The sequence below is a fragment of the Dietzia cinnamea NBRC 102147 genome (assembly GCF_001571065.1).
Classification (GTDB): domain Bacteria; phylum Actinomycetota; class Actinomycetes; order Mycobacteriales; family Mycobacteriaceae; genus Dietzia; species Dietzia cinnamea.
The window spans coordinates 45,705-70,506 of the sequence record NZ_BCSW01000012.1; the positions used below are offsets into that span (position 1 = coordinate 45,705).

Annotated in this window: 24 protein-coding genes and 1 pseudogene; 18 read left to right on the forward strand and 7 right to left on the reverse strand. The window is 72.7% G+C overall.

Going from position 1 to position 24,802, the window contains the following annotated elements; translation table 11 throughout:
• Window positions 1–25: 25 nt before the first annotated feature.
• Window positions 26–637 carry a class I SAM-dependent DNA methyltransferase gene (locus DCI01S_RS06665; protein ID WP_061228489.1) on the forward strand — a complete coding sequence of 204 codons (612 nt, stop codon included), beginning with the start codon at window positions 26–28 and terminating at the stop codon, window positions 635–637.
• Between the two features lie 65 nt (window positions 638–702).
• Here the strand turns inward: DCI01S_RS06665 and DCI01S_RS18140 are convergent.
• A pseudogene (locus DCI01S_RS18140) lies at window positions 703–1,023 on the reverse strand (CPBP family glutamic-type intramembrane protease); the annotation flags it as partial.
• Here DCI01S_RS18140 and DCI01S_RS17720 point away from each other — a divergent pair.
• From DCI01S_RS17720 to DCI01S_RS06720, 11 genes are all read left to right on the forward strand, one after another.
• Complete coding sequence (locus tag DCI01S_RS17720) at window positions 968–1,243, forward strand: hypothetical protein (RefSeq protein ID WP_218001313.1); 276 nt, start codon at window positions 968–970, stop codon at window positions 1,241–1,243. The pseudogene DCI01S_RS18140 and the gene DCI01S_RS17720 overlap by 56 nt on opposite strands.
• A 417-nt stretch (window positions 1,244–1,660) precedes the next feature.
• On the forward strand, window positions 1,661–2,950 hold the full coding sequence (locus DCI01S_RS06675; RefSeq protein WP_061228491.1) for an HNH endonuclease signature motif containing protein: 1,290 nt from the start codon (window positions 1,661–1,663) through the stop codon (window positions 2,948–2,950).
• Window positions 2,951–3,099: 149 nt separating this feature from the next.
• Window positions 3,100–4,404, forward strand: a complete 1,305-nt coding sequence (locus tag DCI01S_RS06680; RefSeq protein WP_106386471.1) for a glutamate-5-semialdehyde dehydrogenase — start codon at window positions 3,100–3,102, stop codon at window positions 4,402–4,404.
• Window positions 4,405–4,474: 70 nt separating this feature from the next.
• On the forward strand, window positions 4,475–5,356 hold the full coding sequence (locus tag DCI01S_RS06685; protein ID WP_007626940.1) for an AAA family ATPase: 882 nt from the start codon (window positions 4,475–4,477) through the stop codon (window positions 5,354–5,356).
• A gap of 36 nt (window positions 5,357–5,392) precedes the next feature.
• The gene (locus DCI01S_RS06690) at window positions 5,393–6,823 is read left to right on the forward strand and encodes a vWA domain-containing protein (RefSeq protein ID WP_061228492.1); all 1,431 of its coding nucleotides are present in this window, start codon (window positions 5,393–5,395) and stop codon (window positions 6,821–6,823) included.
• Window positions 6,824–6,888: 65 nt separating this feature from the next.
• Window positions 6,889–7,605, forward strand: a complete 717-nt coding sequence (nadD, locus tag DCI01S_RS06695; RefSeq protein ID WP_061228515.1) for a nicotinate-nucleotide adenylyltransferase — start codon at window positions 6,889–6,891, stop codon at window positions 7,603–7,605.
• The gene (rsfS, locus tag DCI01S_RS06700; RefSeq protein ID WP_061228493.1) at window positions 7,602–8,045 is read left to right on the forward strand and encodes a ribosome silencing factor; all 444 of its coding nucleotides are present in this window, start codon (window positions 7,602–7,604) and stop codon (window positions 8,043–8,045) included. The genes nadD and rsfS overlap by 4 nt, the downstream gene beginning before the upstream one ends.
• An 8-nt stretch (window positions 8,046–8,053) precedes the next feature.
• Complete coding sequence (locus tag DCI01S_RS06705; RefSeq protein WP_061228494.1) at window positions 8,054–8,752, forward strand: histidine phosphatase family protein; 699 nt, start codon at window positions 8,054–8,056, stop codon at window positions 8,750–8,752.
• Window positions 8,749–9,579, forward strand: coding sequence for a DegV family protein (locus tag DCI01S_RS06710; protein WP_061228495.1), 831 nt, complete (start codon window positions 8,749–8,751; stop codon window positions 9,577–9,579). The genes DCI01S_RS06705 and DCI01S_RS06710 overlap by 4 nt, the downstream gene beginning before the upstream one ends.
• A gap of 51 nt (window positions 9,580–9,630) precedes the next feature.
• On the forward strand, window positions 9,631–10,632 hold the full coding sequence (locus DCI01S_RS06715) for a ComEA family DNA-binding protein (protein ID WP_061228496.1): 1,002 nt from the start codon (window positions 9,631–9,633) through the stop codon (window positions 10,630–10,632).
• Window positions 10,629–12,068 (forward strand): ComEC/Rec2 family competence protein, encoded by a 1,440-nt coding sequence (locus DCI01S_RS06720; RefSeq protein ID WP_244881669.1) that lies wholly within the window; start codon window positions 10,629–10,631, stop codon window positions 12,066–12,068. Before DCI01S_RS06715 ends, DCI01S_RS06720 begins: the two co-directional genes overlap by 4 nt.
• On the opposite strand, the gene DCI01S_RS06725 is transcribed toward DCI01S_RS06720, so the two are convergent.
• Window positions 12,055–13,710: a RecQ family ATP-dependent DNA helicase gene (locus tag DCI01S_RS06725; RefSeq protein WP_061228497.1), complete on the reverse strand. Its 1,656-nt coding sequence runs from the start codon at window positions 13,708–13,710 to the stop codon at window positions 12,055–12,057. The genes DCI01S_RS06720 and DCI01S_RS06725 overlap by 14 nt on opposite strands.
• Before the next feature lie 146 nt (window positions 13,711–13,856).
• On the opposite strand from DCI01S_RS06725, the gene DCI01S_RS06730 reads away from it, so the two are divergent.
• Genes DCI01S_RS06730 through DCI01S_RS06740 form a run of 3 tightly spaced genes read left to right on the forward strand, consistent with a single transcriptional unit; the run spans window position 13,857 to window position 17,517 of the window.
• The gene (locus DCI01S_RS06730; protein ID WP_007629892.1) at window positions 13,857–14,390 is read left to right on the forward strand and encodes a (2Fe-2S)-binding protein; all 534 of its coding nucleotides are present in this window, start codon (window positions 13,857–13,859) and stop codon (window positions 14,388–14,390) included.
• The gene (locus DCI01S_RS06735) at window positions 14,387–15,418 is read left to right on the forward strand and encodes an FAD binding domain-containing protein (protein ID WP_061228498.1); all 1,032 of its coding nucleotides are present in this window, start codon (window positions 14,387–14,389) and stop codon (window positions 15,416–15,418) included. Before DCI01S_RS06730 ends, DCI01S_RS06735 begins: the two co-directional genes overlap by 4 nt.
• Window positions 15,415–17,517 carry a xanthine dehydrogenase family protein molybdopterin-binding subunit gene (locus DCI01S_RS06740; RefSeq protein ID WP_061228499.1) on the forward strand — a complete coding sequence of 701 codons (2,103 nt, stop codon included), beginning with the start codon at window positions 15,415–15,417 and terminating at the stop codon, window positions 17,515–17,517. Before DCI01S_RS06735 ends, DCI01S_RS06740 begins: the two co-directional genes overlap by 4 nt.
• 60 nt (window positions 17,518–17,577) lie before the next feature.
• Here the strand turns inward: DCI01S_RS06740 and DCI01S_RS06745 are convergent, their stop codons facing one another.
• Window positions 17,578–18,111: a nucleotidyltransferase family protein gene (locus tag DCI01S_RS06745; protein ID WP_007629887.1), complete on the reverse strand. Its 534-nt coding sequence runs from the start codon at window positions 18,109–18,111 to the stop codon at window positions 17,578–17,580.
• On the reverse strand, window positions 18,108–19,337 hold the full coding sequence (locus DCI01S_RS06750; RefSeq protein WP_371412119.1) for an XdhC family protein: 1,230 nt from the start codon (window positions 19,335–19,337) through the stop codon (window positions 18,108–18,110). Before DCI01S_RS06750 ends, DCI01S_RS06745 begins: the two co-directional genes overlap by 4 nt.
• A gap of 107 nt (window positions 19,338–19,444) precedes the next feature.
• On the opposite strand from DCI01S_RS06750, the gene DCI01S_RS06755 reads away from it, so the two are divergent.
• Entirely contained in the window at window positions 19,445–20,374 is a 930-nt protein-coding gene (locus DCI01S_RS06755) for an SDR family NAD(P)-dependent oxidoreductase (protein ID WP_007629878.1), read from the forward strand.
• A gap of 46 nt (window positions 20,375–20,420) precedes the next feature.
• Here DCI01S_RS06755 and DCI01S_RS06760 read toward each other — a convergent pair whose 3' ends face one another.
• On the reverse strand, window positions 20,421–21,344 hold the full coding sequence (locus tag DCI01S_RS06760) for an SDR family oxidoreductase (protein ID WP_061228500.1): 924 nt from the start codon (window positions 21,342–21,344) through the stop codon (window positions 20,421–20,423).
• 177 nt (window positions 21,345–21,521) lie between these two features.
• Between DCI01S_RS06760 and holA the strand changes: the two genes are divergently transcribed.
• Complete coding sequence (gene holA / locus DCI01S_RS06765) at window positions 21,522–22,496, forward strand: DNA polymerase III subunit delta (RefSeq protein WP_061228501.1); 975 nt, start codon at window positions 21,522–21,524, stop codon at window positions 22,494–22,496.
• Between the two features lie 203 nt (window positions 22,497–22,699).
• On the opposite strand, the gene rpsT is transcribed toward holA, so the two are convergent.
• Window positions 22,700–22,960 carry a 30S ribosomal protein S20 gene (rpsT, locus tag DCI01S_RS06770; RefSeq protein WP_007629872.1) on the reverse strand — a complete coding sequence of 87 codons (261 nt, stop codon included), beginning with the start codon at window positions 22,958–22,960 and terminating at the stop codon, window positions 22,700–22,702.
• Between the two features lie 495 nt (window positions 22,961–23,455).
• Complete coding sequence (locus DCI01S_RS06775; protein WP_167349550.1) at window positions 23,456–24,004, reverse strand: type II toxin-antitoxin system PemK/MazF family toxin; 549 nt, start codon at window positions 24,002–24,004, stop codon at window positions 23,456–23,458.
• Window positions 24,005–24,036: 32 nt separating this feature from the next.
• Here DCI01S_RS06775 and DCI01S_RS06780 point away from each other — a divergent pair, with 32 nt between their 5' ends.
• Window positions 24,037–24,759, forward strand: a complete 723-nt coding sequence (locus DCI01S_RS06780) for an EthD domain-containing protein (RefSeq protein ID WP_061228503.1) — start codon at window positions 24,037–24,039, stop codon at window positions 24,757–24,759.
• The last annotated feature ends 43 nt before the right edge of the window (window positions 24,760–24,802 follow it).

Below are 24,802 nucleotides of genomic sequence, written 5' to 3' on the forward strand. Positions count from 1 at the left end.
CACCGCGGCGGCCATACTGGACCGCATGGCGCAGACATGGAAGAAGATCGTGGAGGCCGACCCCGAGCACTCGCGGCGATACGCGCGGCGCTGGGATGACATGATCGCCGAGGGCGTCGACATCGACGGCGAGGCGCGGCTCGCCGACGCCATGGCGCCGCGCGGCGCGCGCATCCTCGACGTGGGCTGCGGCCAGGGACGGATGGGCGTCTACCTCCACGCCCGCGGCCACCGCGTCACCGGCGTCGACATCGACCCCTACCTCGTCGACCGGGCGCGCGAACAGTGCCCCGACGCCACCTGGGAGGTCGCCGACCTCGCCGTCGACGGCTGGGCCGCCGGCCCCTTCGACCTGGCGGTGTCGGCCGGCAACGTCCTCGCCTTCGTCGACCCGGCCGACCGCGGAGCCGTCCTGGCCAACCTCGCCGCCCGCCTGGCGCCGGCGTCGGAGTCCACCGACGGACGACCCGGCAGGCTCGTCGTGGGATTCGGGCTCGACCGCGGTTGGACGCGGGAGGAGTTCGACCTCGACGCCGAGCGAGCCGGACTGCGGGTCGAGCAGCGGTGGTCGACCTGGGATCTGCGGCCCTTCGACGACGACAGCGGCTTCATGGTCGCGGTACTCGTACGTGCGTAGGGGCCCGTGCAGGTGCGCGCGTCGACCACGGGACCCTGGCTGCTCCCGGCGGCGCTCGTGAAGATCCAGGTCATGACCAGGTTGAAGCCGAGGCAGAACAGCAGGAACGACGTCGCGCGGGTCCAGCTCGCGTCCGGATAGCCGCCCCATGCGGTGAAGAACAGCGGGACGTGCCACAGCGCCCAGATCGGCCCCAGGATCATCGACGCGGCCAGCGGGCTGAACCGGTCCTGCAACCGGGGTAGCGCGAAGTCAAGCCAGCGCGGCTCCTCCGCGAGCCCCGTGGTGACGAACTGGAAGAGCAGGAGCGGCACGTACATGCTCAGCGCCATGAGCGACGGCGCGTGGATCTCGCCGCCGGAGAACGCGAAGCCCGTGAGCAGCATCCCGCCCGGCACCCCGAGCAGCGCCACCGCGTACCACCGCCCCGGGACCCGCCAGCGCAGTAGTCGCCCGACCCAGCTGCGCACCCCGGCGCGCCCCTCGGTGACGGCGGTGATGAGGAAGGCCGAGGAGATCGGGCCGAGGTACGCGCCGGGGAGGACGCCGACGATCGAGTTGAGCGTCACGGGCAGGACGCCGAGCGCGGTCTCGGAGAGGACGTAGGGCGTCCAGGCGATCCAGCTGAGCAGGTTGGCGAGGACGAAGAACGTCGGCAACGGGTGGCGGCGGATGAAGTCCAGCGGCCGCGGCCGCTGCCGACGCGTGATGGCGGTGGCGGTGTCGGTGGGGGTTTCGCTGGGGGTTTCGGCGACGGTCATGACCGGCTGCTTCGGTGAGGTGCTCGCGCGGTGGCGGCGAGTGCGTTCACGGTAAGAAGCGGCGCCCCCGGCTCTCGAGAGGCGAAAGTGGTCACTTCGGGCGGCTGCATCGAAAGGTGCCAGTGGGACCTGCCGCCCGGCGAGGTGCTCGGCTCCGTCCGGCATCGTCCAGCACATCGCGGCAGGTAGATAGCCTAATGGGGTTATTGAACCGGGACCTGGTGTTCGAACACATGTGTGATAGCGGCGGTAGGATGGGGACATGATCTCGGACCTGGTGGAGTCGACGACGACGAGCGTTGAGCAGCTCGCGTCGGTGTGCTGGTCGGAGGTGTCCGAGTCGGAGTTGCCTGTGGTGTTGCGGCGGCTGGAGGAGGTGTCCCGGCGTGTAGAGGCCATCAGTGCTGCGGGGGCTGCGGAGGCGGCCGGCCGCGCGGAACGTGCGGGCCGGTCGGTGTCTTCGGCGGCGACGTCGCTGGGCAGGGATCTGGGGTTGACGGCGGGGCAGTGCCGGGCCCGGATCGACGCCGGGCGCCGTCAAGGATCTCCCGCGATGGAGGCGCATCGACGGGGACGGATCACCGCCGGGCAGGAGCGGGCGATCGGTGAGGCGGTCGCCGAACTGCCCGAGGGTGCCCCCGATGAGGCGCGGGAGGATTTCTCCCGCCATCTGACGGGGTTGGCGCAGGCGGGGGCCAGCGTGCGGGCACTGACCGCGGCGGCGGCGAGGGAGTTGGCCAAGGCGGATCCGGGCCGGTTGGAGCGGCTGGAGGAGATGCAGCAGAAGCGGCGGGAGTTGCGGGCGCACCGGCCGGGTCTGGATGGGCTGGCGAGCATGGGGATCACGGCCGAGCCGCGCCTGCAAGCGCTGCTCGCGGCGGTGATCGCCCGGTTCGGCGGCCCGGGTCAGTGCATCGCCGCACCGGCGGATCCGGAGTCTGGTGGGCAGGCCGGCCCGGAGGCGTTGGCCGCGGACGACACGCGTACTGCGGGCCAGCGGGCCTATGACGCGCTGTGCCACGTGCTGGCTCTGGGCTTGGCGGTGGAGCCGGGGGCGAGCCGAGGGGTGGCGGCGATCGTGGTGCGCCTGACGCCGGAGCACATCGACGCGGTGGAGGCCGGTGAGCCCGGCGGGCTGGTCGACACGGACGGCGGGGTGCAGCTGAGCGCCGGGCAGGCGGTGTCGTTGGCGGGACGACGCTCCTGGTTTCTGTCAGCACTGCGCGACGGGCGCGAGGAGCTGCGCCGAATCGATGTGGACCGGGGTCGGGATCGTCGGTTGGCCTCGGCGATGCAGCGGCTGGTGCTGTATGCCGCGCACGGTGGGTGTACCCATCCGGGGTGCGAGCAGCCGGCGGCACAGTGTCAGGGCCACCACGTGACGGACTGGTCGCGGGGCGGTCCCACGACGGTGTCGAACCTGGCGCTGGTGTGTCCTGTCCACCACGGGTGGATCGGTGACGGGCCCGGCCAGTGGCGCACGGTCCCGGACCCGGCACGCCCCGGTATGCCCCGATGGATCCCACCCGGGATTCCGGCGAGGGCGGCGTGACCTCCTCACAGTTGGCAGGTGACCTGGCCGGGTCGGGCGCTGCGTGCCCGGGCCCCCGGCTGGCCAGCCGACTCGCGATCCCCCCGCGAGCGTCCGGTCACGCTGTCACCTGCGCCGTCGGCGAGCCACCGATCGGTAAGCTGGCCCGCATGACCACCAGCCACGTCGACGCCCCCGACCTCGCCGGCCAGACGGACGCTGATCGGCCGGCCGCAGACCCGGTGCGCGACGCCGTCCACGGCGCCGCCCGTCGTGCCCGCGCCGCCTCGCGCGAGCTGGCGCTGCTGACTGCCGACCGGAAGAACGCGATGCTGCTCGCCGCGGCCGATGCTCTCGTGGCGGCGGAGTCGACGATCCTCGAGGCCAACGCGGCGGACATCGCCGAGCAGATCGAGGCCGGTACCGGAGAGGCCATGCTCGACCGGCTCCGCCTGACCGGCGACCGAATCGAGGGCATTGCCGGCGGCCTGCGTCAGGTCGCCGGTCTGGCGGACCCGATTGGGACCGTCACCCGCGGGTCGACCCGGCCCAACGGACTCCAGCTCCGTCAGGTCCGCGTGCCGCTGGGCGTAGTGGGGATGATCTACGAAGGGCGTCCCAACGTGACCGTCGACGCGTTCGGTCTGGCCTTCAAGTCGGGCAACGCGGCGCTCCTCCGCGGCTCCCGCTCGGCACGCAACTCCAATGAGGCGCTCGTCGAGGTGCTGCGCGGGGTGCTCGCCGAGCACGACCTGCCCGTCGACGCCGCGCAACTGCTCCCCTCGGAGGACCGCTCGTCGGTCACCCACCTCATCCAGGCGCGCGGCCTCGTCGACGTCGTGATCCCCCGGGGAGGCGCGGGCCTCATCCAGGCCGTGGTGGAGAACTCCAAGGTCCCCGCCATCGAGACCGGCACCGGCAACTGCCACCTCTACATCCACGGGGACGCCGACCTCGACGAGGCGATCAGCCTCCTGCTCAACGGCAAGACCCGCCGCTGCAGCGTCTGCAACGCCACCGAGACGGTGCTGCTCGACGCCGCCCTGGGCGACGCCGCCGTGGACCGCGTCGTCGGCGCCCTCCGAACGGCCGGGGTCACCGTTCACGGGGACCGCGAGGGCCTCGTCCCCGCCGATGACGTTGACTGGGGCGAGGAGTACCTCAGCATGGACATCGCCCTCAAGGTCGTCGACGGCGTCGAGGAGGCGATCGAGCACATCGCCCGCTGGTCGTCGGGCCACACCGAGGCCATCTCCACCCGCAGCATCGACGTGGCCGACGAGTTCTGCGCCCGCGTCGACGCGGCGGCGGTGATGGTCAACGCCTCCACCGCCTGGACCGACGGGGAGATGTTCGGCTTCGGGGCCGAGATCGGTATCTCCACGCAGAAGCTCCACGCCCGCGGCCCCATGGGGCTCGAGGAGCTCACCAGCACGAAGTGGATCGCCCACGGCAAGGGGCACGTGCGGCCGTAAGGCACCCGCGCCCGAGCAGGCCGCACCCGCGCGGTTCGCACCAGATCACCCCACCGAGAGGACCCGCCCCATGGACCGAGCCCGCACCGGACAACGACCTGCGTTCGAGAGCATCGACCACGTCATCGACGCCCTCGGCGAGCAGGGGTACCTGGCCGACCGGTCGACCGCGACGGTCGTCTACCTCGCCGACCGGCTGGGCAAGCCGCTGCTCATCGAGGGCCCGGCGGGCGTCGGCAAGACGGAGCTGGCCAAGGCCGTCGCCGCCGCCACCGAGGCCGAACTCATCCGGCTGCAGTGCTACGAGGGCGTCGACGAGGCCCGTGCGCTCTACGAATGGAACCACGCCAAGCAGATCCTGCGGATACAGGCCGGGCAGGGCGAGGGCTGGGATTCCACGCGCGATGACGTGTTCTCCGAGGAATTCCTCCTGTCGCGACCGCTGCTCACCGCGATCCGGCGCAGTGAGCCCACCGTGCTGCTGGTCGACGAGGTGGACAAGGCGGACATCGAGATCGAGGGCCTGCTGCTGGAGGTGCTCAGTGACTTCGCGGTGACCATCCCCGAGCTGGGGACGATCGAGGCGACCCGCCGGCCCTTCGCCGTGCTGACCTCCAACGCCGCCCGCGAGCTGTCCGAGGCGCTCAAGCGTCGCTGCCTCTACCTGCACCTGGACTTCCCGACGCCGGAGCTCGAGCGAAAGATCCTCGCGTCCCGGGTTCCCGAGCTGGACGACCGGCTGGCCGAACAGCTCGTGCGCGTCGTGGGGGTGCTGCGCGCCATGGCGCTGAAGAAGGTGCCGAGCGTGTCGGAGACGATCGACTGGGGCCGCACGCTCGTGGCGCTGGGCCTGGACACGATCGACGACGAGACCGTCCTGCAGACCCTCGGCGTGGTCCTCAAGCACCAGTCCGACCAGCTGCGTGCGGCCGCCGAGCTGCGGCTGAACTAGCGTGCGGACGCTCGAGATGATCGGGGGGCGGGGGCGATGACCCAGAAGAGTCCGGGCGGTCTGTCCGGCCACCTCGTCGACTTCGTCGACGCACTGCGCCGCAAGGGCATCCCTGTCGGGCCCAGCGAGGCGGTCGACGCGGCCTCGGCGATGGTGCACGTCGACCTGCTCGACCGCGCCGCTCTGCGCGAGGCGCTGGCCTCGACGATCCTGCACAAGCCCACGCACCGCGGGGTGTTCGACCAGCTCTTCGATCTGTGGTTCCCGACCGCCGTCGGGGGTCACGCCGCGGGCGACGCGGTGACGCTCGAGGTGGAGATCCCGACCGACGATGACGGCAAGGTGGATCCCGACGCCCTCGACGAGCTCATCGCCTCGCTGCTTCTCGAGGACACCGACGAGTCGCGCGCCAAGGCCCGGGCGCTCGCCGAACTCCTCGTGGAACAGCTGGGCTCGTACGACTCGGTGAACGGCCCGCGCTACTCCGCCTACCAGGCATTGAGCCCGCTGGACACGAACTCGATCATGCAGAGGATCCTCGACGGGCTGCTCGGCGCGGATCCCTTCGACCCCGACGGTTCCAAGCGGCACGCGGAGAAGAGCGCGGCCGCCAACGCCGCGGCGGACCTGGTGCGTGGCTTCCTGCGCGAGGTCGCCGACGAGACGCGTCGCCGCACCGCTGAGACCGTGGGGCGGGATCGGGTGGCCCAGTACGCGGTCGGCCCGGCGGCCGAGCAGGTCGACTTCCTGCGCGCCAACGACCAGGATCTGCAGGCGCTCCGTCGGAGGGTCGGGCCACTGGCGCGCCAGCTCGGGAGTCGCCTGGCCGCGCGGCGGCGCCGCCACCGGCACGGTGCTATCGACATGCGCAAGACCATGCGTCGGTCGATGTCCACGGGAGGGGTCCCGGTCGAGCTGGTTCTGCGCAAGCCACGCCCGGCCCGCCCCGAGCTGGTGGTGCTGTGCGACGTGTCCGGGTCGGTCGCTGGTTTCAGCCACTTCACCCTCCAGCTGGTGCACTCGCTCCGCGAGCAGTTCTCCCGGGTGCGTGTCTTCGCCTTCGTCGACACCACCGACGAGGTGACCTCGTTCTTCGAATCGGGTTCCGACCTCGGCACGGCGATGAGCAGGATGGTGCGCGAGGCCGAGATCATCACCTATGACGGGCACTCCGACTACGGGCACGCTCTCGAGGGATTCGCCGACCGGTACGCCCATACGCTGACGAGGACGGGTTCGCTGCTCATCCTGGGGGATGGCCGCAACAACTACCGCGATCCCGCGGTCGAGGCGCTGGAGTTCGTCAGCGAGCGGGTCGGACACACCCACTGGCTGAACCCGGAACCACGGCGGCAGTGGGGGACCGGCGACTCGGCCGCCAAGTTGTACTCCCAGTACGTGCCGATGCACGAGTGCCGCAACGTCGAGCAGCTCACGGCGGTCGTATCCAGCCTGCTGCCCGTGTGAGCGTCCGGGGCGGCGGGGAGCGGCAGACGAGTACGCGGCACCCCGGCCCGATAGACTCGGTGACCATGACCACGACGGGAACCGCCGACGGCTCGCGGCGCCGCATCGGAGTGATGGGCGGAACCTTCGACCCGATCCATCACGGTCACCTCGTGGCGGCCAGCGAGGTGGCTCATCGGTTCGATCTCGACGACGTCGTGTTCGTCCCCACGGGTGAGCCGTGGCAGAAGCGCACTCGGGAGGTGTCCCCGGCCGAGGACCGCTATCTCATGACCGTCATCGCGACGGCCTCTAATCCGCGCTTCTCTGTCAGCCGCGTGGACATCGACCGCCGGGGGCCGACCTACACGGTCGACACCCTCAAGGATCTGCTCCGTCAGCACCCGGAGACCGAGCTGTTCTTCATCACCGGCGCTGACGCGTTGGAGAAGATTCTGACCTGGCGCGGCTGGGAGGAGATGTTCGAACTCGCCACGTTCGTCGGCGTCTCCCGTCCCGGTTTCGAGTTGTCCGACACCCATCTCACCGAGATCGAGAACGGGCGGGTCTACCTGCTCGAGATCCCCGCCCTGGCGATCTCGTCCACCGAGTGCCGCCGCCGTGCGGCCGACGGCGCCCCCGTCTGGTACCTCGTACCCGACGGCGTCGTGCAGTACATCGCCAAGCGCAACCTCTACCGGCCGGAGGGCTCCACCCGCCTGGACGGCACCCCAGTAGCGACGGCCCCGGTGCACCGGGTCCCCGTCCCCATCGATTCGCACCCCGAGGAGAACCCCCTGTGACCGCAAGCCCCGAGGCCGTGGAGATGGCCGCCGTCGCCGCCCGCGCCGCAGATGACAAGCTGGCGACCGACATCGTCGTCATCGACGTCTCCGACCAACTCGTCATCACCGACTGCTTCGTCCTGGCGTCCGCGGACAACGAGCGTCAGGTGAACTCCGTCGTCGAGGAGATCGAGGACAAGCTCCGCGAGGCCGGACACAAGCCACTGCGCCGTGAGGGCACCCGCGAGGGTCGGTGGGCCCTGCTCGACTACAACGAGCTCGTCGTGCACGTCCAGCATGTCGACGAGCGCGACTACTACTCGCTCGACCGGTTGTGGAAGGACTGCCCCGTCGTGGAGATCGAGGGCGTCGAGACGTCGCGGCGCTCGGATACCGCCGCCGGCGGGGCCGATGACTCGCTCGCCCCGGAGGAGCCACAGCGGGATCAGGAGCTCTGAACTCCTCGGTGACCCGACGTCTCATCCTGCTGCGTCACGGCCAGACGCATTACAACGCCTCGCTGCGGATGCAGGGGCAGTTGGACACCGAACTCAGTGAGCTCGGGGTCCGGCAGGCGCACGCCGTCGGCCGGGCGTTGGCGCCCCGACGGCCGTGGACGATCTTGTCCTCGGATCTTCAGCGTGCGCACGAGACGGCGAAGGCGCTGGCGTCCGAGGTGGGACTGGACGTCGTCACCGACCCGCGGCTGCGCGAGACGAACCTGGGGACCTGGCAGGGGATGAGCCACTCCGAGGTCGACGAGCAGTGGCCGGGCGCGCGACTGCGCTGGCGCAGCAGTCCGCGCTGGTCACCGCCGAACGGGGAGAGCCGCATCGAGGTGGCGCGTCGTACCCGCGAGGTCGTCGACGAGCTCGTCGAGTCGTCGCCGGAGTGGGGGGAGCACCCGGCCGTGATCGTCGCGCACGGAGGCGCCATCGCGGCGCTGACCGGGGCACTGCTCGAACTGCCCGTGGAGCACTACCCGATGTTCAACGGGCTCGGCAACACCTGCTGGGTGCAGTTGTCCGCCCACCCGCGCACCGCGAATCCGGACGAGTCGCACGCCGAACCGGAGGTCGCGCCCACCACTGACGCGGCTCGGGCCCTGCTGTGGCGCCTGGACCAGTGGAACGCGGGGATCACACCGCCGGTGGACGCCCCGTGACGGTCCGACTGGTCACCGACTCCTGCGCGGACCTGCCAGCCGCGTGGGTCCGCGACTTCGGCATCACGGTCGTGCCGCTGCACGTCGTGCAGGAGGACGACAAGGCCGTCTCCACCGCAGCGGTGACCCCAGACGAACTCGCGGCCAACTATGCCGACCTCCTCGCCGACCCGGACTGCACGGGCGTCGTCTCGGTGCACCTGTCCAAGGAACTGTCGCGGACCTGGCAGTCGGCCAGCGACGCCGCCACCCGCTTCGGCGGCCGTGTCCTCGTCTCCGACTCCCGGGGGGCGGGGATGGCCTTCGGCGCCGCGGTCGCCCAGTGCGCGTGGGCCGCGAACAACGGGCTCGGGCTGTCGGCGACCTACGACCTCGCCGCGCGTCTGTGCCGGGGCGCCTCGACCTACGCCGCCCTCGAGTCGCTCGAATACCTACGGCGGGGCGGCCGGATCAGCGCCCTGGCCGCGATCTTCGGCAGCGCGCTGGCGATGCGTCCGGTGATCGTCCTGCGGTCGGGATCGGTTGACCTCGCCGCGAAGGCGCGCACCACCACGAAGGCCCATGAACGCCTCCGCGCGCTGCTTCGCGACGACCTCGCCCGCGGTGACGTCCTGGTCGTCATCCACCACCATGAGGCGGCGGAACGGGCCGGGGAGATGGCCTCGGAGATCCGCAAGCAGACCCCGTTCCCGGAACGCGTCATCATCGTCGAATTCGACGAGGTCCTCGCGTGGCATCTGGGCCCGGGAACAGTGGGGGTGTCGGTGACAGACCTCGTGGACACCGAATTCCCCATCCCGTCCCCCTCTCCACAGGACGCGGACTGAGGACCGCGTTCCGGAGCGGATGGGGGCGGGTGCCGGTCTAGCGTCGCGCCCATGCGAACCGAGACCCGGGCCCGTCCCGCCGATCCCGAGCGGGACCCGGCGCGGGCGGCCGCGTTACAGCGACTGGCCGGTGCGCTCGCGCCAGAGCCGGTCGGTCGGAATTGTGAGCCGGCGGTCGCGGAGTCGGCCCGGGTTCCGTGGGCGGAACCCGATCCGGACGGAGCCCGGCCGGAGCGCTTCCCCGCCGAGGACCCGGACATCGCCGCATGGGCCGACCCGCCGTGGTGGGCCCGCATCAGATGGGCACCCGATCGTCTCGCGGGAGTCGCGCTGGTGGTCGTGGTCCTCGCCCTCGGGGCGTTCTCCGTGCACCGGCTGCTCGCCGCCGTCCCCGCGGGTCCGCCCGTTCCCGAGCTGCCGCTGGCGGCGTCGGACGCGAAGTCGGTGGGCGGCGGCCCGGCCCCCACGCCGTCCGCGCCGACCACGTCCGCGACGGCGGCCGCGACGGCGGCCGCGGGGGCGGCCGCGGGAGCCGGCCCGGACGCCGCGGAAGGCCCACTCGTCGTCTCCGTGGTCGGCCTGGTCGGGCGCAGTGGGCTGGTCACCCTCACGCCCGGCGCCCGGGTCGCCGACGCACTCGACAGTGCCGGCGGTGTCCTCGAGGGCGGGGACCGGGAGGGGCTCAACCTCGCGCGCAGGGTCGCCGACGGCGAGCAGATCCTCGTCGGTCTGGCCCCCGGGCCCGACGGGCCGAGGGGGCCGCGGAGCGACATCGTCGGTCCCGGCCCCGCCCAACCCCCCGCCGCCCCGGGCGCCCCGGCGGCCGGAGCTCCCGCGCCGGCACCCGCCGGAGCGGGTGCCGGGCCGGTCGATCTCAACACCGCTGACGCCGCCGCCCTGGAGTCCCTGCCCGGGGTCGGGCCGGTCACCGCCTCGGCGATCCTCGCGTGGCGGTCGGCCAACGGCGTGTTCACCAGCGTCGACCAGTTGGTCGAGGTCGACGGGATAGGCCCGGCGACGCTGGCGAAGTTGCGCCCCCTGGTGACGGTGTGACCGATCCGCAGCCTCGGGCGCCGGCCCACGCGGCGCCTGGGATGCCGGCGGCCCGCGACCTGCGGCTGGTGGTGCCCACGCTCGCGGTGTTCGTCGCCACCGCTGCGACTGTCGCCCTCCGCCCCGCTGTCGCGGCCGCCCTCGCGGTGGTGCTGCTGGCCGCCGCCGTGGTGTCCGCGGCGTGGTCGACGGGCGCGGGCGGCCGATCGAGGACCGACCGCGTCGCACTCGGGGTGGTGGCGTTGGCGTGCGCGGTCGGTGCGGTCGCGGCGGGGGCCCAGGCGGCGCGGACGTACGCGCTGGCCGCGCACCCGCTGGTCGATCTGGTGGGTGCCCGCACCGGCGTGGAGGCGGTGGTGACCGGGTTCGACAGGCCGGTCCGCAGCGGCGGGGTCATGGTGCCCGTGCGGGTCGAGGCCACCGGGACGGGCACCGCGGCGCGCCGCGGCGAGCTCGACGTGGTGCTCCTCGCGCGGGAGGGCTGGCGGGGCCTGCCGCCGGGGACCCGGGTCACCACTTCGGTGACGGTGCTGGAGCCCCGATCGGTCGGCGAGCCGCCGGGCCTCCGGGCTCTCGCGCCACCCCGGATCACCGGTCCTCCGGGCTGGAGCGGGCGGGTCCCGGCGGCGGTACGGCACCGTTTCCGCGAGGTGTCCGACCGGGCCCTGCCCGCCGGGTCCGCGGGCCTGCTGCCCTCGTTCGTACTCGGCGACGAGAGCGGCGTGTCGGTCGAGACACGGGACGAGTTCCGCGCGTCCGGGCTCGCGCATCTCGCCGCCGTCTCGGGCGCCAACACGACCTACGTCGTCGGAGCGGTGCTGCTCGCGGCCGCCGCGGCAGGTGTCGGTCGTCGTGGTCGCCTCCTGGCCGCGGCCCTCGCATTGGCCGGGTTCGTCGCGGTGGTCGGCCCGGAGCCGGCCGTGCTGCGCGCGGCGGGGACGGGGGCGATCGGCCTGGCCGCACTGGGCGCGCGCCGCACAGGTAGGCCCCTGGCGGCGCTGGCGGCGATCGTCCTCCTCGTCGCACTCCTCGACCCCGCGACGGCGACGGGGGCGGGTTTCGTTCTGTCGGTGTCCGCGACGGCCGCGCTGGTGGTGGCCGCGAGACCAGTGGCCCAGCGGCTCCGCCGACCGTGGATTCCCGGCCCCGCCGCCGACGTCCTGGCGGTCTGCCTGGTCGCGCACGTGGCCACGCTCCCGATCCTCGTGGCCTCCGGGCTCGGGTCCGGGCCGTGGGCGCTACCCGCGAACATCGCGGTCGCCCCCGCGGTGCCGGTCGTGACGGTGCTGGGCACCGCGGCCGCCGCGCTCGGCCCGCTGTGGCAGGGCGGGGCCGTGGCGCTGGCCGCGGCGTGCGCGCCCGCGCTGTGGTGGCTCGACACCGTCGCCGGCGTCGCTGCCGGCCTGCCCGGCTCGCCGACGGTCACGCCCGCGTGAGCAGCTCCTGCTCACGGACGAGATCCAGGGACAGCGTCCGGTACCCCTGCTCCTCGAAGAACACGGTGAGGCGGTCGTCATCGACACTCATGACGATCCCCGACCCCCACTCCCGGTGGACCACCGCGGACTGGAGAGGAAAGTCCGCCGCATCATGAGTGATGTCCACGGCCGTTCCGGCGTCGCAGGTGTCGCAGTTCCCGCAGGGATCGGCGAGCTCGTCACCGAAGTATCCGAGCAGGAACTGGCGTCGACACCCGTCGGTCTCCGCGTACCCGCGCATCATCTCGATCCGGGAGCGATCGATTCTCTCGAGCGTCTCGGACATCTCCTCCGCGCGGCGCACCGCTTCCTTGGGACGCACGTCCTCGACGAGCTCGAGCCCCTTCCTGCCGGAGGAGAGCAGGCCGGCCGCCTCGAGCAGGTTGACCGCGCCCGTGACACGCTTCCCGCCCGCGTCGACGGCCTTCTTCAGCTTGCTCAGTCGCACCGGCCCGTCCGCTCGGCGCAGGTGACGGACGACGGCTCGGATCACCTCCTCGTCCGCGCTGTGAGACGAGAAGAAGCTGCGGAGGCCGAGGTCCTCGCTGCGGTAGTGCAGTTCGATGGTGGCCGGCTCGCCGTCGCGTCCGGCGCGCCCGGCCTCCTGGTAATAGGTGTCAAGCGAGTCGGGGATGTCGGCGTGGAGGACGAACCGTACGTCCTCCTTGTCGATGCCCATCCCGAACGCGTTCGTCGCCACCACCACGTCGAGGTGACCGTCGAGGAAGGCGCCCAGCGTCTCCTCGCGCTCCGCCGCCTTCTGCCCGGCGTGATAGGCGCGGACCCTCAACGGACGGTCCGCGGCGGCCGAGCGCTCGGCGATGCGAGCCGCGTAGTCCTCGGTGGCCTTGCGGGTCGCCGTGTAGACGAGCCCGGGACCGACCAGTTCGACGGCCCGCTCCACGACCGCGTCCTTCTTGTCGTCGTCCTCCACGTGGCGCCGCACGGCGAGGTGCAACTCCGACCGGTCGAAGCCGCCGGCGAGCACGAGCGCGTCGGACATGGCCAAGCGGTCGAGGATCTCCTCCCGCACCGGTGTCGAGGCGGTCGCGGTGAGCGCGATGACGGTCGGTGACCCCATCCGGTGACGTGCGGTGTCGAGGCGGAGGTAGTCGGGACGGAAGTCGTGCCCCCAGGCGGACACGCAGTGCGCCTCGTCCACGACGAGGAAGCTCGGGCCCGCCTGGCGGAGGCGGTCGAGGACTTCGGCCTTGGCCAACTGCTCGGGGGTGAGGAACACGAAGTCGACGCGCCCGGCGACGACGTCGTCCCACGCCTCGGCCTGCGCCCGCGCGCCCATCGAGGAGTTGATCGCCAGCGATCGGGTGGGAGCGTCGTCAGCGAGCTCGTTGAGCCCCTCGCACTGGTCGGTCTGCAACGCGATGAGAGGGGAGACCACGATGCACGGACCCTCCGCCATGATCCCGGCGAGCTGGTAGATCGCCGACTTGCCGTAACCGGTGGGCAGGACGGCCAGCACATCGCGGCCGCTCACCGCCGCCCGGATCGCCTCGGCCTGCGGCGGCCGCAGTTCGTCCCATCCGAAGACGCGCTCCGCCACCTCGAGGGGATCGGTGGGCTCGGCCTGCGTCGTAGTCACGTGTGCGTCCTCTCCGTCGCGGTCGGGCGGCCCGCGGTGGGATGGTCCCGGACCCCCGAGGGTAAGCGCAGGCCGGGCATCGGCCACCGCGCGCGGCTCCCGCCGACCGGTCGCGCCCACCCCACGGGCGCACTTACAGTCGGCTCATGGAGATGCGCATCACGCTTCGGGTCGACGGCGCGCAGCACGAGGTCACGGTGGACACGCGGACCACGCTGCTGGACGCGCTGCGCGATCGGATCGGCAACTACTCGCCCAAGAAGGGGTGCGACCACGGCCAATGCGGTTCGTGCACCGTGCTGGTCGACGACCGCCGGGTCACCTCGTGCCTGTCCCTGGCGGTGGCACAGGACGGCCGGGACGTCGTCACGGCGGCCGGATTGTCCGAGGACGGGCTCCATCCGGTCCAGCAGGCGTTCGTCGACACCGACGCGTTCCAGTGCGGGTACTGCACACCCGGGCAGGTGTGCAGCGTCGTGGGGATGCTCGACGAGGCCGGACAGGGCACCCCGAGCCACGTCACGGAGGACCTCGACGCCGAGGTCGAGCTGACCGACGAGGAGATCAGGGAACGGATGAGCGGCAATCTGTGTCGGTGCGCGGCGTACCCGAACATCGTCGCCGCGATCCGGCAGGTCCGGGACTCTGCGCCCGCCGACCGGGAAGGGGCCCGACCATGAGACCGTTCCGCTACGAGCGCCCGGAGGACGCCGACGCGGCCGTCGCGCTGCTGAGCGAGCACGAGGGTGCGAGACCGCTGGCCGGCGGCACCAACCTGGTCGACCTGATGAAGCTCGGGGTGGCGACCCCGGACGTCATCGTGGACGTGTCCCGGCTCCCGTTGGACACCGTCGACCCACTGGACGGGGACGGGGTGCGGATCGGCACCAACGTGCGCAACGCCGACCTGGCCGGGCACCCGCTCATCCGCAGGGATTACCCGGTGCTGAGCCGGGCGCTGCTCTCGGCGGCCTCGCCGCAGCTCCGCAATCTGGCCACGACCGGCGGCAACCTCCTCCAACGCACCCGCTGCGTCTACTTCCAGGACGTCACTACCCCGTGCAACAAGCGCGAGCCCGGCAGTGGGTGCTCCGCGATCGGTGGGTACACCCGCTACCACGCTGTGTTCGGTCACTCTGACGATTGCATCGCCACCCACCCCTCCGACATGGCCGTCGCGCTGGCCGTGCTCGACGCGACGGTGGTGGCCCTCGGGCCCGGCGGGGAGCGCCGGATACCGGCGGCCGACTTCCACCGCCTGCCGGGGGACCGGCCGCATCTCGACACGGTCCTCGAGCGAGACGAACTGGTGGTCGCGGTGGAGCTACCGCCGCCGTTGACCGGCGCCGTCTCGACCTACCGGAAGGTCCGCGACCGGGCGTCGTTCGCGTTCGCGCTTGTCTCCGTCGCCGCGCACCTGGAGATCGACGACGACGAGGTGATCACCGGCGTCCGGATCGCGTGCGGCGGGGTGGCGCACAAGCCGTGGCGGGCGGCCAGGGCCGAGGAGCTGCTCGTCGGGCGCGCCGTCTCGACCTCCGCGTTCGCCGAGGCGGCGGACGCCGAACTCGCGGACGCGACGCCCGTAGAGGGCGCCGAACTCAAGGTCCCGCTGCTACGGCGGACCATCATCGCCGTCCTGCGCGACCTTGCCGCGGAGGCCGCGGGCAGGCGCGCGGGCGTCACCGGAGAGGAGGGTCCGCGATGAGCGCCATCGGCACCTCGACCCCGCGGCTCGACGGGCCCGCGAAGGTCACCGGGACCGCGCAGTACGCCTTCGAGCACACCGGGCCCGGCGAGCCCGTGTTCCTCCACCCGGTCACCTCCACCATCGCGCGCGGCTCCGTCACCTCGATGGACACCTCCGAGGCCGAGTCGCAGCCCGGGGTGCTCGCCGTCCTCACGCCGTGGAACGCGCCGCGGCTGGCCGACACCTCCGAGCGCGAGTACGTGATCTGCCAGGACACCGACGTGCTCTACCGCGGCCAGCCGATCGGTCTCGTCCTGGCCGAGACGGCGGAGGCGGCCCGGTGGGCGCAGTCGCTGGTGCGGGTGGAGTACGACCAGCAGCCCCACGACGTCGGCTTCCGCACCGACCACCCGGACGTCTACGAGCCCGAGGTGGTCAACGGCGGCTACGAGCCCGCGTCCTCGACCGGCGAGATGGGGCCGTCGCTCGCCCGCGCGCAGACGCATGGCCACGTGGTGGATCAGAGCTACTCCACGCCGGAGGAGCACAACAACCCGATGGAGCCGCACGCCGTCTCGGCGCACTGGGACCCCGACGGCCCGTTGCTGACCATGTACGACTCCACACAGTCCCCGCACGGCGTGGTCTCCACGCTCGCGCCCGTCCTCGGGCTGGAGACCGAGCAGATCCGGGTGATCGCCCCACACGTCGGCGGCGGGTTCGGTTCCAAGGGCGCGCCGCACGCCCACGACGTGCTGGTGGCGTTGGGGGCCATGCACCTGCCGGGTCGGCTCATCAAGTACGCGGTGACCCGGCAGCAGATGTTCGTCTTCGTGGGCTACCGCCCGCGGACGGTCTCGCGGATCCGGCTGGCCTCCGACGCGGACGGGCGCCTCACCGCGATCGGTCACGAGGCGTGGTCGCAGAGTTCGCGGGTCAAGGAGTTCGTCGAGCAGGCCGCCGTGCCGTCGCGTTCGATGTACGCCGCGCCCAACCGGCGGACCTTCCATCACGCCGTCCCTCTGGACGTGCCGGCCCCGTACTGGATGCGGGCGCCGGGCGAGGCTCCGGGGGCGTTCGCCGCCGAGGTCGCGATGGACGAGCTGGCCGAGGCATGCGGGCTGGACCCGATCGAGTTGCGGGTGCGCAACGACCCGGAGACGGACCCCGAGTCCGGGAGGCCGTGGTCCTCGCGGCGTCTGGTCGACTGCCTGCGCGAGGGCGCTGATCGCTTCGGGTGGTCCGAGCGGCCCGCGACTCCGGCGTCCCGCCGGGACGGTCGCTGGATGGTCGGCTACGGCGTCGCCAGCGCCGCGTACCCGCACATGGTGCAGTCCGGGTCGCAGGCCACGATCCGTGCCGAGGGCGGTGGCCGCTACCGCGTGCAGGTCGGCGCCGTGGACATCGGCACCGGCACGTGGACCGCGCTCACCCTGGTCGCCGCGGACGCCCTCGGGGTCCCCGCCGAGGCCATCACCCTGGAGATCGGCGACACCGCCCTGCCGTACGCCACGGTCGCCGGCGGCTCATCCGGCATCTCGTCGTGGGGGTCGGCCATCTTCGCCGCGGCCGGGCGGTTCCGGACGCGGTACGGCGACGACCCGCCGGCGGGTGCGGAGACCACCGCCGCCGCCGGCGACAACCCCGAGCTCGAGCGCTATCGCGCGATCTCGTTCGGCGCCCACTTCGTAGAGGCTCGCGTGGACGCCGACACCGGCGAGATCCGGGTGCCGCGGATGCTCGGCGTGTTCTCGATCGGCCGGGTCGTCAATCCCCGTACCGTGCGGTCGCAGTTCATCGGCGGCATGACCTTCGGGCTGTCCATGGCGCTGCACGAGCAGAGCGTCCGCGACACCCGGTTCGGCCACGTCGTCACCCAGAACCTCGCGGACTACCACGTACCCACCCATGCCGACGCCACCGACATCGACGCGGTCTGGCTGGACGAGGTCGACGAGTTCGCGACCCCGATGGGCACGCGCGGGGCGGGGGAGATCGGCAACGTCGGCAGCGCGGCCGCCGTGGTCAACGCGATCCATAACGCCACCGGTGCACGCATCCGCGACCTCCCCGTCCACGCCGACGCGCTCCTGGAGCACCTGCCTGTCGATCAGTAGGCGCCGCGGCGGCCGCCGGCCCGGGGGATGACCGGGCGCGGCGGCCGCGGTGGTCGCCGGTCAGGGACGCAGGTCCTCCGGCCGGTCGACGTCGCGCGGGGACCCCGTGTCGTCGCAGGGGACCTCCGCGACCAGGTGGGAGTGCGCCCGCAGGTAGTGGCGGGCCCCGGCGTCGCCGGACGCGGAGTCGATGACGCCCGCGTGGTGGTCGGCGCCCAGGAGGACCGGATGGGCGCGGATCCCGCCGTAGGTCGCGACCGCCAGCGAGGATCCGGCGGCGGCGACGCGCCGGACCGCCTCCGCACCGAGCCAGGGCATGTCCACGGGCACCACCACGACGTCGTCCTCGCCGATCGCCGTGAGACCGGCGCGGAGCGACGATCCCATCCCTGTCTCCCACAGCGGATTCGGCACCACCTCGGCGCCCGGTACGGCGAGCTCGACCGCGCCGCTGACCACGACGACGCGATCGCAACCGCCTTCGCGGAGCAGGGCCACGGCGCGATCGACGAGCCGCGTGCCGTCGAACTCGACCGGGGCCTTGGGGCGGCCGAACCGTCGGCCGGCCCCGGCCGCGAGGACGAGCCCGGTCACCGGTGGATCGCCACGTCGAGCCCGGACAGCGGGGCGCCGGAGCCGCCGCGCCGGTGCGCGACGAGTTCGGCGGCGATCGACAGGGCCGTCTCCTCGGCGGTGCGCGCACCGAGGTCCAGGCCGATGGGGGAGCGCAGTCGCGCCAGCTCGCTCTCGGTGAGGCCCTCGGCCCGCAGCAACTCCAGGCGCTCGGCGTGGACGCGTCGGCTACCCATCGCACCGACGTATCCCGCGCGGCCGCGCAGGGCGGCACTCAGGAGCGGGATGTCGAACTTGTGGTCGTGGGTGAGCACGCAGATGGCGGTGGTCTCGTCGACCGGCACGGAGGCCAGGTGGTCGTGCGGCCAGCGGGTGACGACCTCGTGGGCGTCGGGGAACCGTTCCGGCCGGTTCAGCGCGGGCCGGGCGTCGCAGACCACCACCCGGTACCCGAGCATCGCGCCGGCTCGGCTCAAGGCCTCGCCGAACGCGCTGGCGCCGAAGATCAGCAGGGCGGGGGCGGCGAAGGAGTGCAGCAGGACCCGGGCCACCCGGTCGCTCTCCCCGTCGCGGCCGTCGGGGTGGCCGGCCTCGTCTGGGCGGTCAGCCCGGTCGGGGCCGTCGCGGCCGTCGATGTCGACCGTGACCGCGCCGGCCCGGCCGAGGTGCCCGGCCGCCAGGCGGGCGACGCGCCGGTCGAGGTCATCGTCCCCGAGGGAGCCCTCTGCGCCGTCGGCTCCGACGAGCAGGTGGGCGCCGGCGCGGTCGCCGGTCAGAGCGGTCGCGAGGACGACGGGTTCGCGGCCGCGCAGCATCTCGTCGAGACGGCCCAGCAGCGCGTGGCCCGCGGCGTCGACGGGTTGGACGAAGACCTCCGACGTCCCGCCGCACGTCGGCCCCTCCGAGAGCGGGGAGCCGTCGGACCCGTCGAACCGGGCAAGCGCGGGGCGACCGTCGTCGAGGACCTGCCGACACAGTTCGAACACGGTCCCGTCCACGCAGCCGCCCGAGACCCCGCCGACGACGTCGCCGGTGCCGGCGACCGCCATCGCGGCGCCCGCCGGCAGGGGCGCCGACCCCCCGGTGTGCACGACCCGGGCTAGGGCGCACGGCGTTCGTTCGCGGCGCCACCGCCGCACGGCGTCGAGCACGGGATCCACGCCGACCAGTATCGCGGGCACCGCGCCCCGCCGCATCCGCTGCCCGGGCCACGGCCGGGCCACCGACGCCTCCACCGACGCATCCACCGACGCCTCCGCTGACCGGGACACGGACCGGATGCACGGCCCGCGCGCGCGGTGGACCATGAACCGCGACAACTGATCCCGACTTCGCCGACCTACAGGAGGCAGGAATGAGCAAGCGGGAAGACCTGGCAGGACGGACGGTCGTGGTGACGGGCGCCTCGAGCGGATTCGGCCGCGGCACGGCGCTGAAGCTGGGTGAGCTGGGCGCCCACGTCGTCGTCGCCGCCCGACGCCCGGACGTCCTCGACGAGGTGGTCGCGCAGATCACCGACTCCGGCGGCACCGCGCTGGCGGTGCCCACCGACGTCAGCGACGCCGACGCGGTCGAGCGGCTCGCGACGGCCGCCGAGGACCGGTTCGGGCACATCGACGTCTGGGTCAACAACGCCGCGGTCGGCGTCATGGGCCTGTTCTGGGAGATCCCGCTCGCCGACCACGCGCGGCTCGTCGACGTGGACCTCAAGGGGATGATGACCGGCGCCCACGTGGCGCTGCGCCGGTTCGTCGATCGCGGCGAGGGCGTGTTGGTCAATGTCAGCTCGGTCGCCGGCGAGGTGCCGCTCGCGTACCAGGCCAGCTACGCCTCGGTGAAGGCCGGCATCACGAGCCTGGGCCGCTCGCTCAACGAGGAGCTGCGGCTCGCCGGACTGCACGAGACGATCAAGGTCGGCACCATCCTGCCGTGGGCGGCCGACACGCCCTGGTGGGACCACGTGGGCAACTACACCGGCCACGCGCCGAGGCTGGCGGCGATGGACGACCCGGACATCGTCGTCGACGCGATCGTCGACGCGTGCGTCGACCCGCAGCAGGAGCAGCCGGTCGGCCCCAAGGCGCGCGGCTCCCACGCCTCGCACCGGCTGTTCAAGGAGCTCACCGAGCGGTTCTCCGGCAAGCTCTCGGAGTCGGAGATCGGCAAGGGCACGCCCGCCCCGGACACCTCGGGCGCCCTCCACGAGCCGATCGCGGAGGGGACCGCGGTGCACGGCGACACCCGCGAGCGGATGGTGATGGAGGACGGCGAGCGCCGCCCGTGAGGCCGCGCCCCCGTGAGGCCGCGCCGCGGAGCGCCTCGCGGCCGCGCTAGGGCGTCGGCATGCCGCCGGTCACCGCGAGCGTCTCGCCGACCACGTAGCTCGACTCCGGCGACGCGAGGAACACGTAGGCGGGCGCGAGCTCGGTGGGCTGTCCGGCCCGTCCGAGCGGAGTGGACTTCCCGAACTCCGGCAGGTCCTCCTTCTCCTGCCCGTCCGACACCTGTAAAGGCGTCCAGATCGGGCCGGGCGCGACGGCGTTGACGCGGATGCCCTTGGGTGCGAGCTGCTGCGCGAGGCCCTTGGTGAAGTTGTTGATCGCCGCCTTGGTCGAGGAGTAGTCCAGCAGGTTCGGCGCGGGCATGTACGCCACCACCGAGGTGGTGTTGATGATCGTCGACCCGGGCTCGAGGTGCCGCAGCGCGCCCTTGGTCACGCGGACCATCCCGATGATGTTCACCCCGTAGGTGTCGGTGAGCTGATCGTCGGGCAGGTCCTCGAGGTCCGGGGCCACGACCTGCTTGCCGGCGTTGTTCACGAGGATGTCGAGCCCGCCGAGCTGCTCCGCCGCGGTATCGGCGAGGCCCTCGCAGAACGTGCGGTCGGTGAGGTCGCCGGGCAGGAGCGCCACCGTGCGTCCCTCGCGCTCGATGATCTCCGCGACGGCGCGGGCGTCGGCCTCCTCGGCGGGCAGGTGGTGGATGGCCACGTCGGCGCCCTCGCGGGCGAAGGCGATGGCCACCGCGGCGCCGATCCCGGAATCACCGCCGGTGATGAGGGCCCTGCGGCCAATGAGCCGACCGGTACCCCGGTAGGAGTGCTCGCCGACGTCGGCGCGCGGCTCGAGGTCGGCGCCCAGGCCCGGCTCGGGCTGGTGCTGGACCGGCGGCTCGATGGCGGGGTACCGCGTTACGGGGTTCTGGAACGTCAGCTGGTCGGTCCGGGTGGTGTGGGTGTCCTGGTTCTGGCTCATGTCCTACCTTCCGGGTCGGGTGTGAATCCGCGCGCCCGGGACGACGCCTCGGCGTCGCCCGTCGGGGCGGCCTCGGTGCCCCAACGTAGCCACGGGCCGGGGAGCGGGCGACCGGTCGGAGGCGCGTGGCACGATGACGGGGCACGACGACGACGAGGACGACGACGAGGAGCGCAGATGGCATCGGGGTCCGCACCCGCTGTGTTGCACCTGGTGTTGGGGGAGGACGAGTTCCTCACCGAGCGCGCCACCACGGGCGTCGTCTCGGCGGTCCGCGCGGCCACGCCGGCCGGGCAGGACCCGCCGGTGGTCTCCCGGCTGGGTGGTCCCGAGGTGACGGCCCCGCAGCTGTTCGAGTTGCTCTCGCCGTCTCTGTTCGGCGAGGCGCGGATCGTGGTCGTCACCGGCGCCGCGGAACTGGGCAAGGACGCCCAGGCCGCGGTGCTCGACGCCGCCCGGGACCTGCCGCCGGAGACGGTCCTGGTGGTCCAGCACACCGGCGGCGGCCGCGCCAAGACACTGGTGGCGGATCTCCGTAAGGCCGGCGCGGAGGAGCACGCGGCCGGCAAGCTCACCCGCCACATGGACGTGGTGGGGTTCGTGCGGTCGGAGTTCCGGGGCCTGAACGTGCGTGTGGCCCCCGAGGCGTGCGAAGCACTGGTCGAGGCCGTGGGGACCGATCTCCGTCAGCTGGCGTCGGCGTGCGGGCAGCTCGTGGCCGACACCGGCGGCAAGGTGGACGTGGAAGCCGTCCGGCGCTACCACTCCGGGGTGGTGGGCGTCAGCGGGTTCACGGTGGCCGAGCGCGCCGTGACCGGGGACGTGGCCGGCGCGATCGAGGCGCTCGAGTGGGCGCTGCACACCGGGGTGCCGGAGGTGGTGCTCGCCGACGCGCTGGCGGATGCGGTGAACTCGATCGCCCTGGTGGGTACGCAGCGTGGCGTGCCGCCGGCGGAGCTGGCGAAGCAGGGCCTGCCGCCGTGGAAGGTCAAGAAGGTCACCGCCCAGACGCGCTACTGGTCCATCGAGACGCTGGGCAGTGCGCTGCAGGTGGTCGCGCGTCTCAACGGCGAGGTCAAGGGACGGGCGGAGAACCCGTACTACGCCCTCGAGCGCGCGGTGCGCGAGGTCGGGTCGCTGGCCTCCCTGTAGACGGGCCGATCGGGCCCGGCTCCGGGCCGTTCGCCCGGGCCGTTCGCCTGGGCCGGACACCCGGCGCCCCCGCTCGCCGAAGCCGGGGGCACGACGAGGGCCCACCCCGCGCACGTGGTGCGGAGTGGGCCCTCGGAGCCTCGACGCGTCGGTGACGCTGACGCGGGGCTGGGCGGCTCCCGGCGGGGGAGCGCCGGGGTGACTCAGAGGCTGTTGACGGCCTTGGTCAGCGCCGACTTCTTATTGGCGGCCTGGTTCTGGTGGATGACACCCTTGCTGGCGGCCTTGTCGAGCTGGCGGGAGGTGGCGACGAGCAGGGCGCCGGCCTTCTCCTTGTCACCGGACTCGGTGGCCTCACGCAGGCTGCGGATGGCGGTACGCAGAGCCGACTTGGTCGACTGGTTACGGAGGCGGTTGCGCTCGTTGGTGCGGTTCCGCTTGATCTGGGACTTGATGTTGGCCACTCGTCACACCTTTATGTCGTGTGTCGACGGCTCCACGAGGGGATCCCGCCGATCTGATGTCTGGTCGTCTCGTCCGTGCGGGCACGTGGAACGTGCTCCGGTGGACACCGACGGCCCACTTTACCAGTGGGGTTCTCACCGGCCAAAACGTCGGCCGACCCCGTCGACGCACGACAACGTTACTGCGACGCCGCCCAGTCGGCCACCCGGCAGGCGCCCGGCAGGCGCCCGGCGGTTGCCCACGGAGACCGCGAGGCCCGCGCCCGCGGCAGGTCATTACGGACAGGCTCATCCATGACGGACGGACTCATCGCCGCACGCCACCCATCCGATCCCGCTACGCCTAAGGGATCCCGTAGGCGTAGCGGGATCCGATAGGTGGCGTGGCTGGGGAGGGCGGCTGGGAGGGGCGACTGCGGAGGCGGCGCGGGACAACCGGCGTCCGCGCCAGCTGCGGAGGCGGCGCGGGACTACCGGCGTCCGCGCCAGCCGTAGTCAGCGCCAGCCGTAGTCCGCGCGGAGCCGGTCGGCGACGGCGTCGAACTTCTGCCGCGGGCAGATCGCGCCCTCGCGCCGGATGCCCTGCTCGGGGACGTCCAGCACCCGGTCCAGGCGAACCCAGCTCGGCCGGCCCTCGGAGTCCCAGGGGCCCGATCCGAGACCGAGCCACTCCTCGTCGTCGTCCCTTCTGTCCCTCGAGGAGAGCTGGAGTCCCAGCAGACGGTCGCCGTCGCGCCCCACCACCAGGACCGGCCGGTCCTTGCCGCGTCCGTCGTTCTCCTCGAACTCCACCCACGTCCACACGATCTCGCCGGGATCGGCGTGACCGTCCAGGTCCGGCGTGTAGGAGATCGTGCGCGCGCGGCTCGAGGTGGGCGCGGTGCGGGTGGTGGCCGGCCGGCCCGGGGTGCCGGCCTGACGCGAGAGGGCGGGGGAGACACCCCGGTCGTCCAGACGCCTGCGCACCTCGCGCGCGACCGTCGGTCCGTATCTGCGGCCCATCCGGACCGCCGTGCGACCCACGCGGGCCCAGTCGATTGCCATGCCAGCCAGGGTAACCGCCATAGGATCGGTCCATGGACATGCTGTTGGCCGTGGTGTGGGCGCAGGACGGGCCGGTCGAGCCGGCGGGGGCGCAGGAGTTGCGCGGGCGGGTCGCGGACGCGGTGACGGGACCGCTCGCCACGCTGGGGGTCGACGAGGTCGTGGTGAACGTGCGCGACGAACAGGTCGCCGGCGCGATGATCGACGTGCGCGTCACCGACCGGCCGGTGCTCGCGGTGGTCCGCGCCCGGGTGCCCGTCGCCTCGGCCGCCGCGTGCGCCGAACTCCTCACGGCGCTGGGGACCCTCGGGCCGGTGTCGGCGTGGTCGGTCACCGCGTCCGAACCCCTGCCGGCCCCGGCGCCCGGACCGGACGGGCGCTGCGAGGGGATGGCCAACATCGCGTTCCTGCGCCGGCCCGAGCGGATCGGGCGTGGGGAGTGGCTGCGTGTGTGGCTCGAGGAGCACACGCGCGTGGCGATCGGCACCCAGTCCACCAGCTCCTACACCCAGCACGTGGTGGTCCGCGCGCTCACGCCGGACGCCCCGCGGATCGACGGGATCGTGGAGGAGATCTTCCCCGCCGCGGCGGCGACGGACCTGGGGGTGTTCTTCGATGCGCGCGGGGACCACGAACGCATGACGGCCAACATACGGGCGATGACCGCGTCGACCGCGCGGTTCCTCGACGACGGCACCGTGGACGCCGTCCCCACGGGCCGATACGTGGTGGGTGTTCGGACTGCGGGCGTGTGACAATGGGGTGATCGCCCGGACGGACCGCAATCCAGCAGCACCC

Bases quoted from the DNA above. Each gene is read 5' to 3' on its own strand.
- DCI01S_RS06665 (WP_061228489.1), top strand. From the start codon at position 26: ATGGCGCAGACATGGAAGAAGATCGTGGAGGCCGACCCCGAGCACTCG.
- DCI01S_RS17720 (WP_218001313.1), top strand. From the start codon at position 968: ATGAGCGACGGCGCGTGGATCTCGCCGCCGGAGAACGCGAAGCCCGTG.
- DCI01S_RS06675 (WP_061228491.1), top strand. From the start codon at position 1,661: ATGATCTCGGACCTGGTGGAGTCGACGACGACGAGCGTTGAGCAGCTC.
- DCI01S_RS06680 (WP_106386471.1), top strand. From the start codon at position 3,100: ATGACCACCAGCCACGTCGACGCCCCCGACCTCGCCGGCCAGACGGAC.
- DCI01S_RS06685 (WP_007626940.1), top strand. From the start codon at position 4,475: ATGGACCGAGCCCGCACCGGACAACGACCTGCGTTCGAGAGCATCGAC.
- DCI01S_RS06690 (WP_061228492.1), top strand. From the start codon at position 5,393: ATGACCCAGAAGAGTCCGGGCGGTCTGTCCGGCCACCTCGTCGACTTC.
- nadD (WP_061228515.1), top strand. From the start codon at position 6,889: ATGACCACGACGGGAACCGCCGACGGCTCGCGGCGCCGCATCGGAGTG.
- DCI01S_RS06715 (WP_061228496.1), top strand. From the start codon at position 9,631: ATGCGAACCGAGACCCGGGCCCGTCCCGCCGATCCCGAGCGGGACCCG.
- DCI01S_RS06730 (WP_007629892.1), top strand. From the start codon at position 13,857: ATGGAGATGCGCATCACGCTTCGGGTCGACGGCGCGCAGCACGAGGTC.
- DCI01S_RS06735 (WP_061228498.1), top strand. From the start codon at position 14,387: ATGAGACCGTTCCGCTACGAGCGCCCGGAGGACGCCGACGCGGCCGTC.
- DCI01S_RS06740 (WP_061228499.1), top strand. From the start codon at position 15,415: ATGAGCGCCATCGGCACCTCGACCCCGCGGCTCGACGGGCCCGCGAAG.
- DCI01S_RS06755 (WP_007629878.1), top strand. From the start codon at position 19,445: ATGAGCAAGCGGGAAGACCTGGCAGGACGGACGGTCGTGGTGACGGGC.
- DCI01S_RS06760 (WP_061228500.1), bottom strand. From the start codon at position 21,344: ATGAGCCAGAACCAGGACACCCACACCACCCGGACCGACCAGCTGACG.
- holA (WP_061228501.1), top strand. From the start codon at position 21,522: ATGGCATCGGGGTCCGCACCCGCTGTGTTGCACCTGGTGTTGGGGGAG.
- DCI01S_RS06775 (WP_167349550.1), bottom strand. From the start codon at position 24,004: ATGGCAATCGACTGGGCCCGCGTGGGTCGCACGGCGGTCCGGATGGGC.
- DCI01S_RS06780 (WP_061228503.1), top strand. From the start codon at position 24,037: ATGGACATGCTGTTGGCCGTGGTGTGGGCGCAGGACGGGCCGGTCGAG.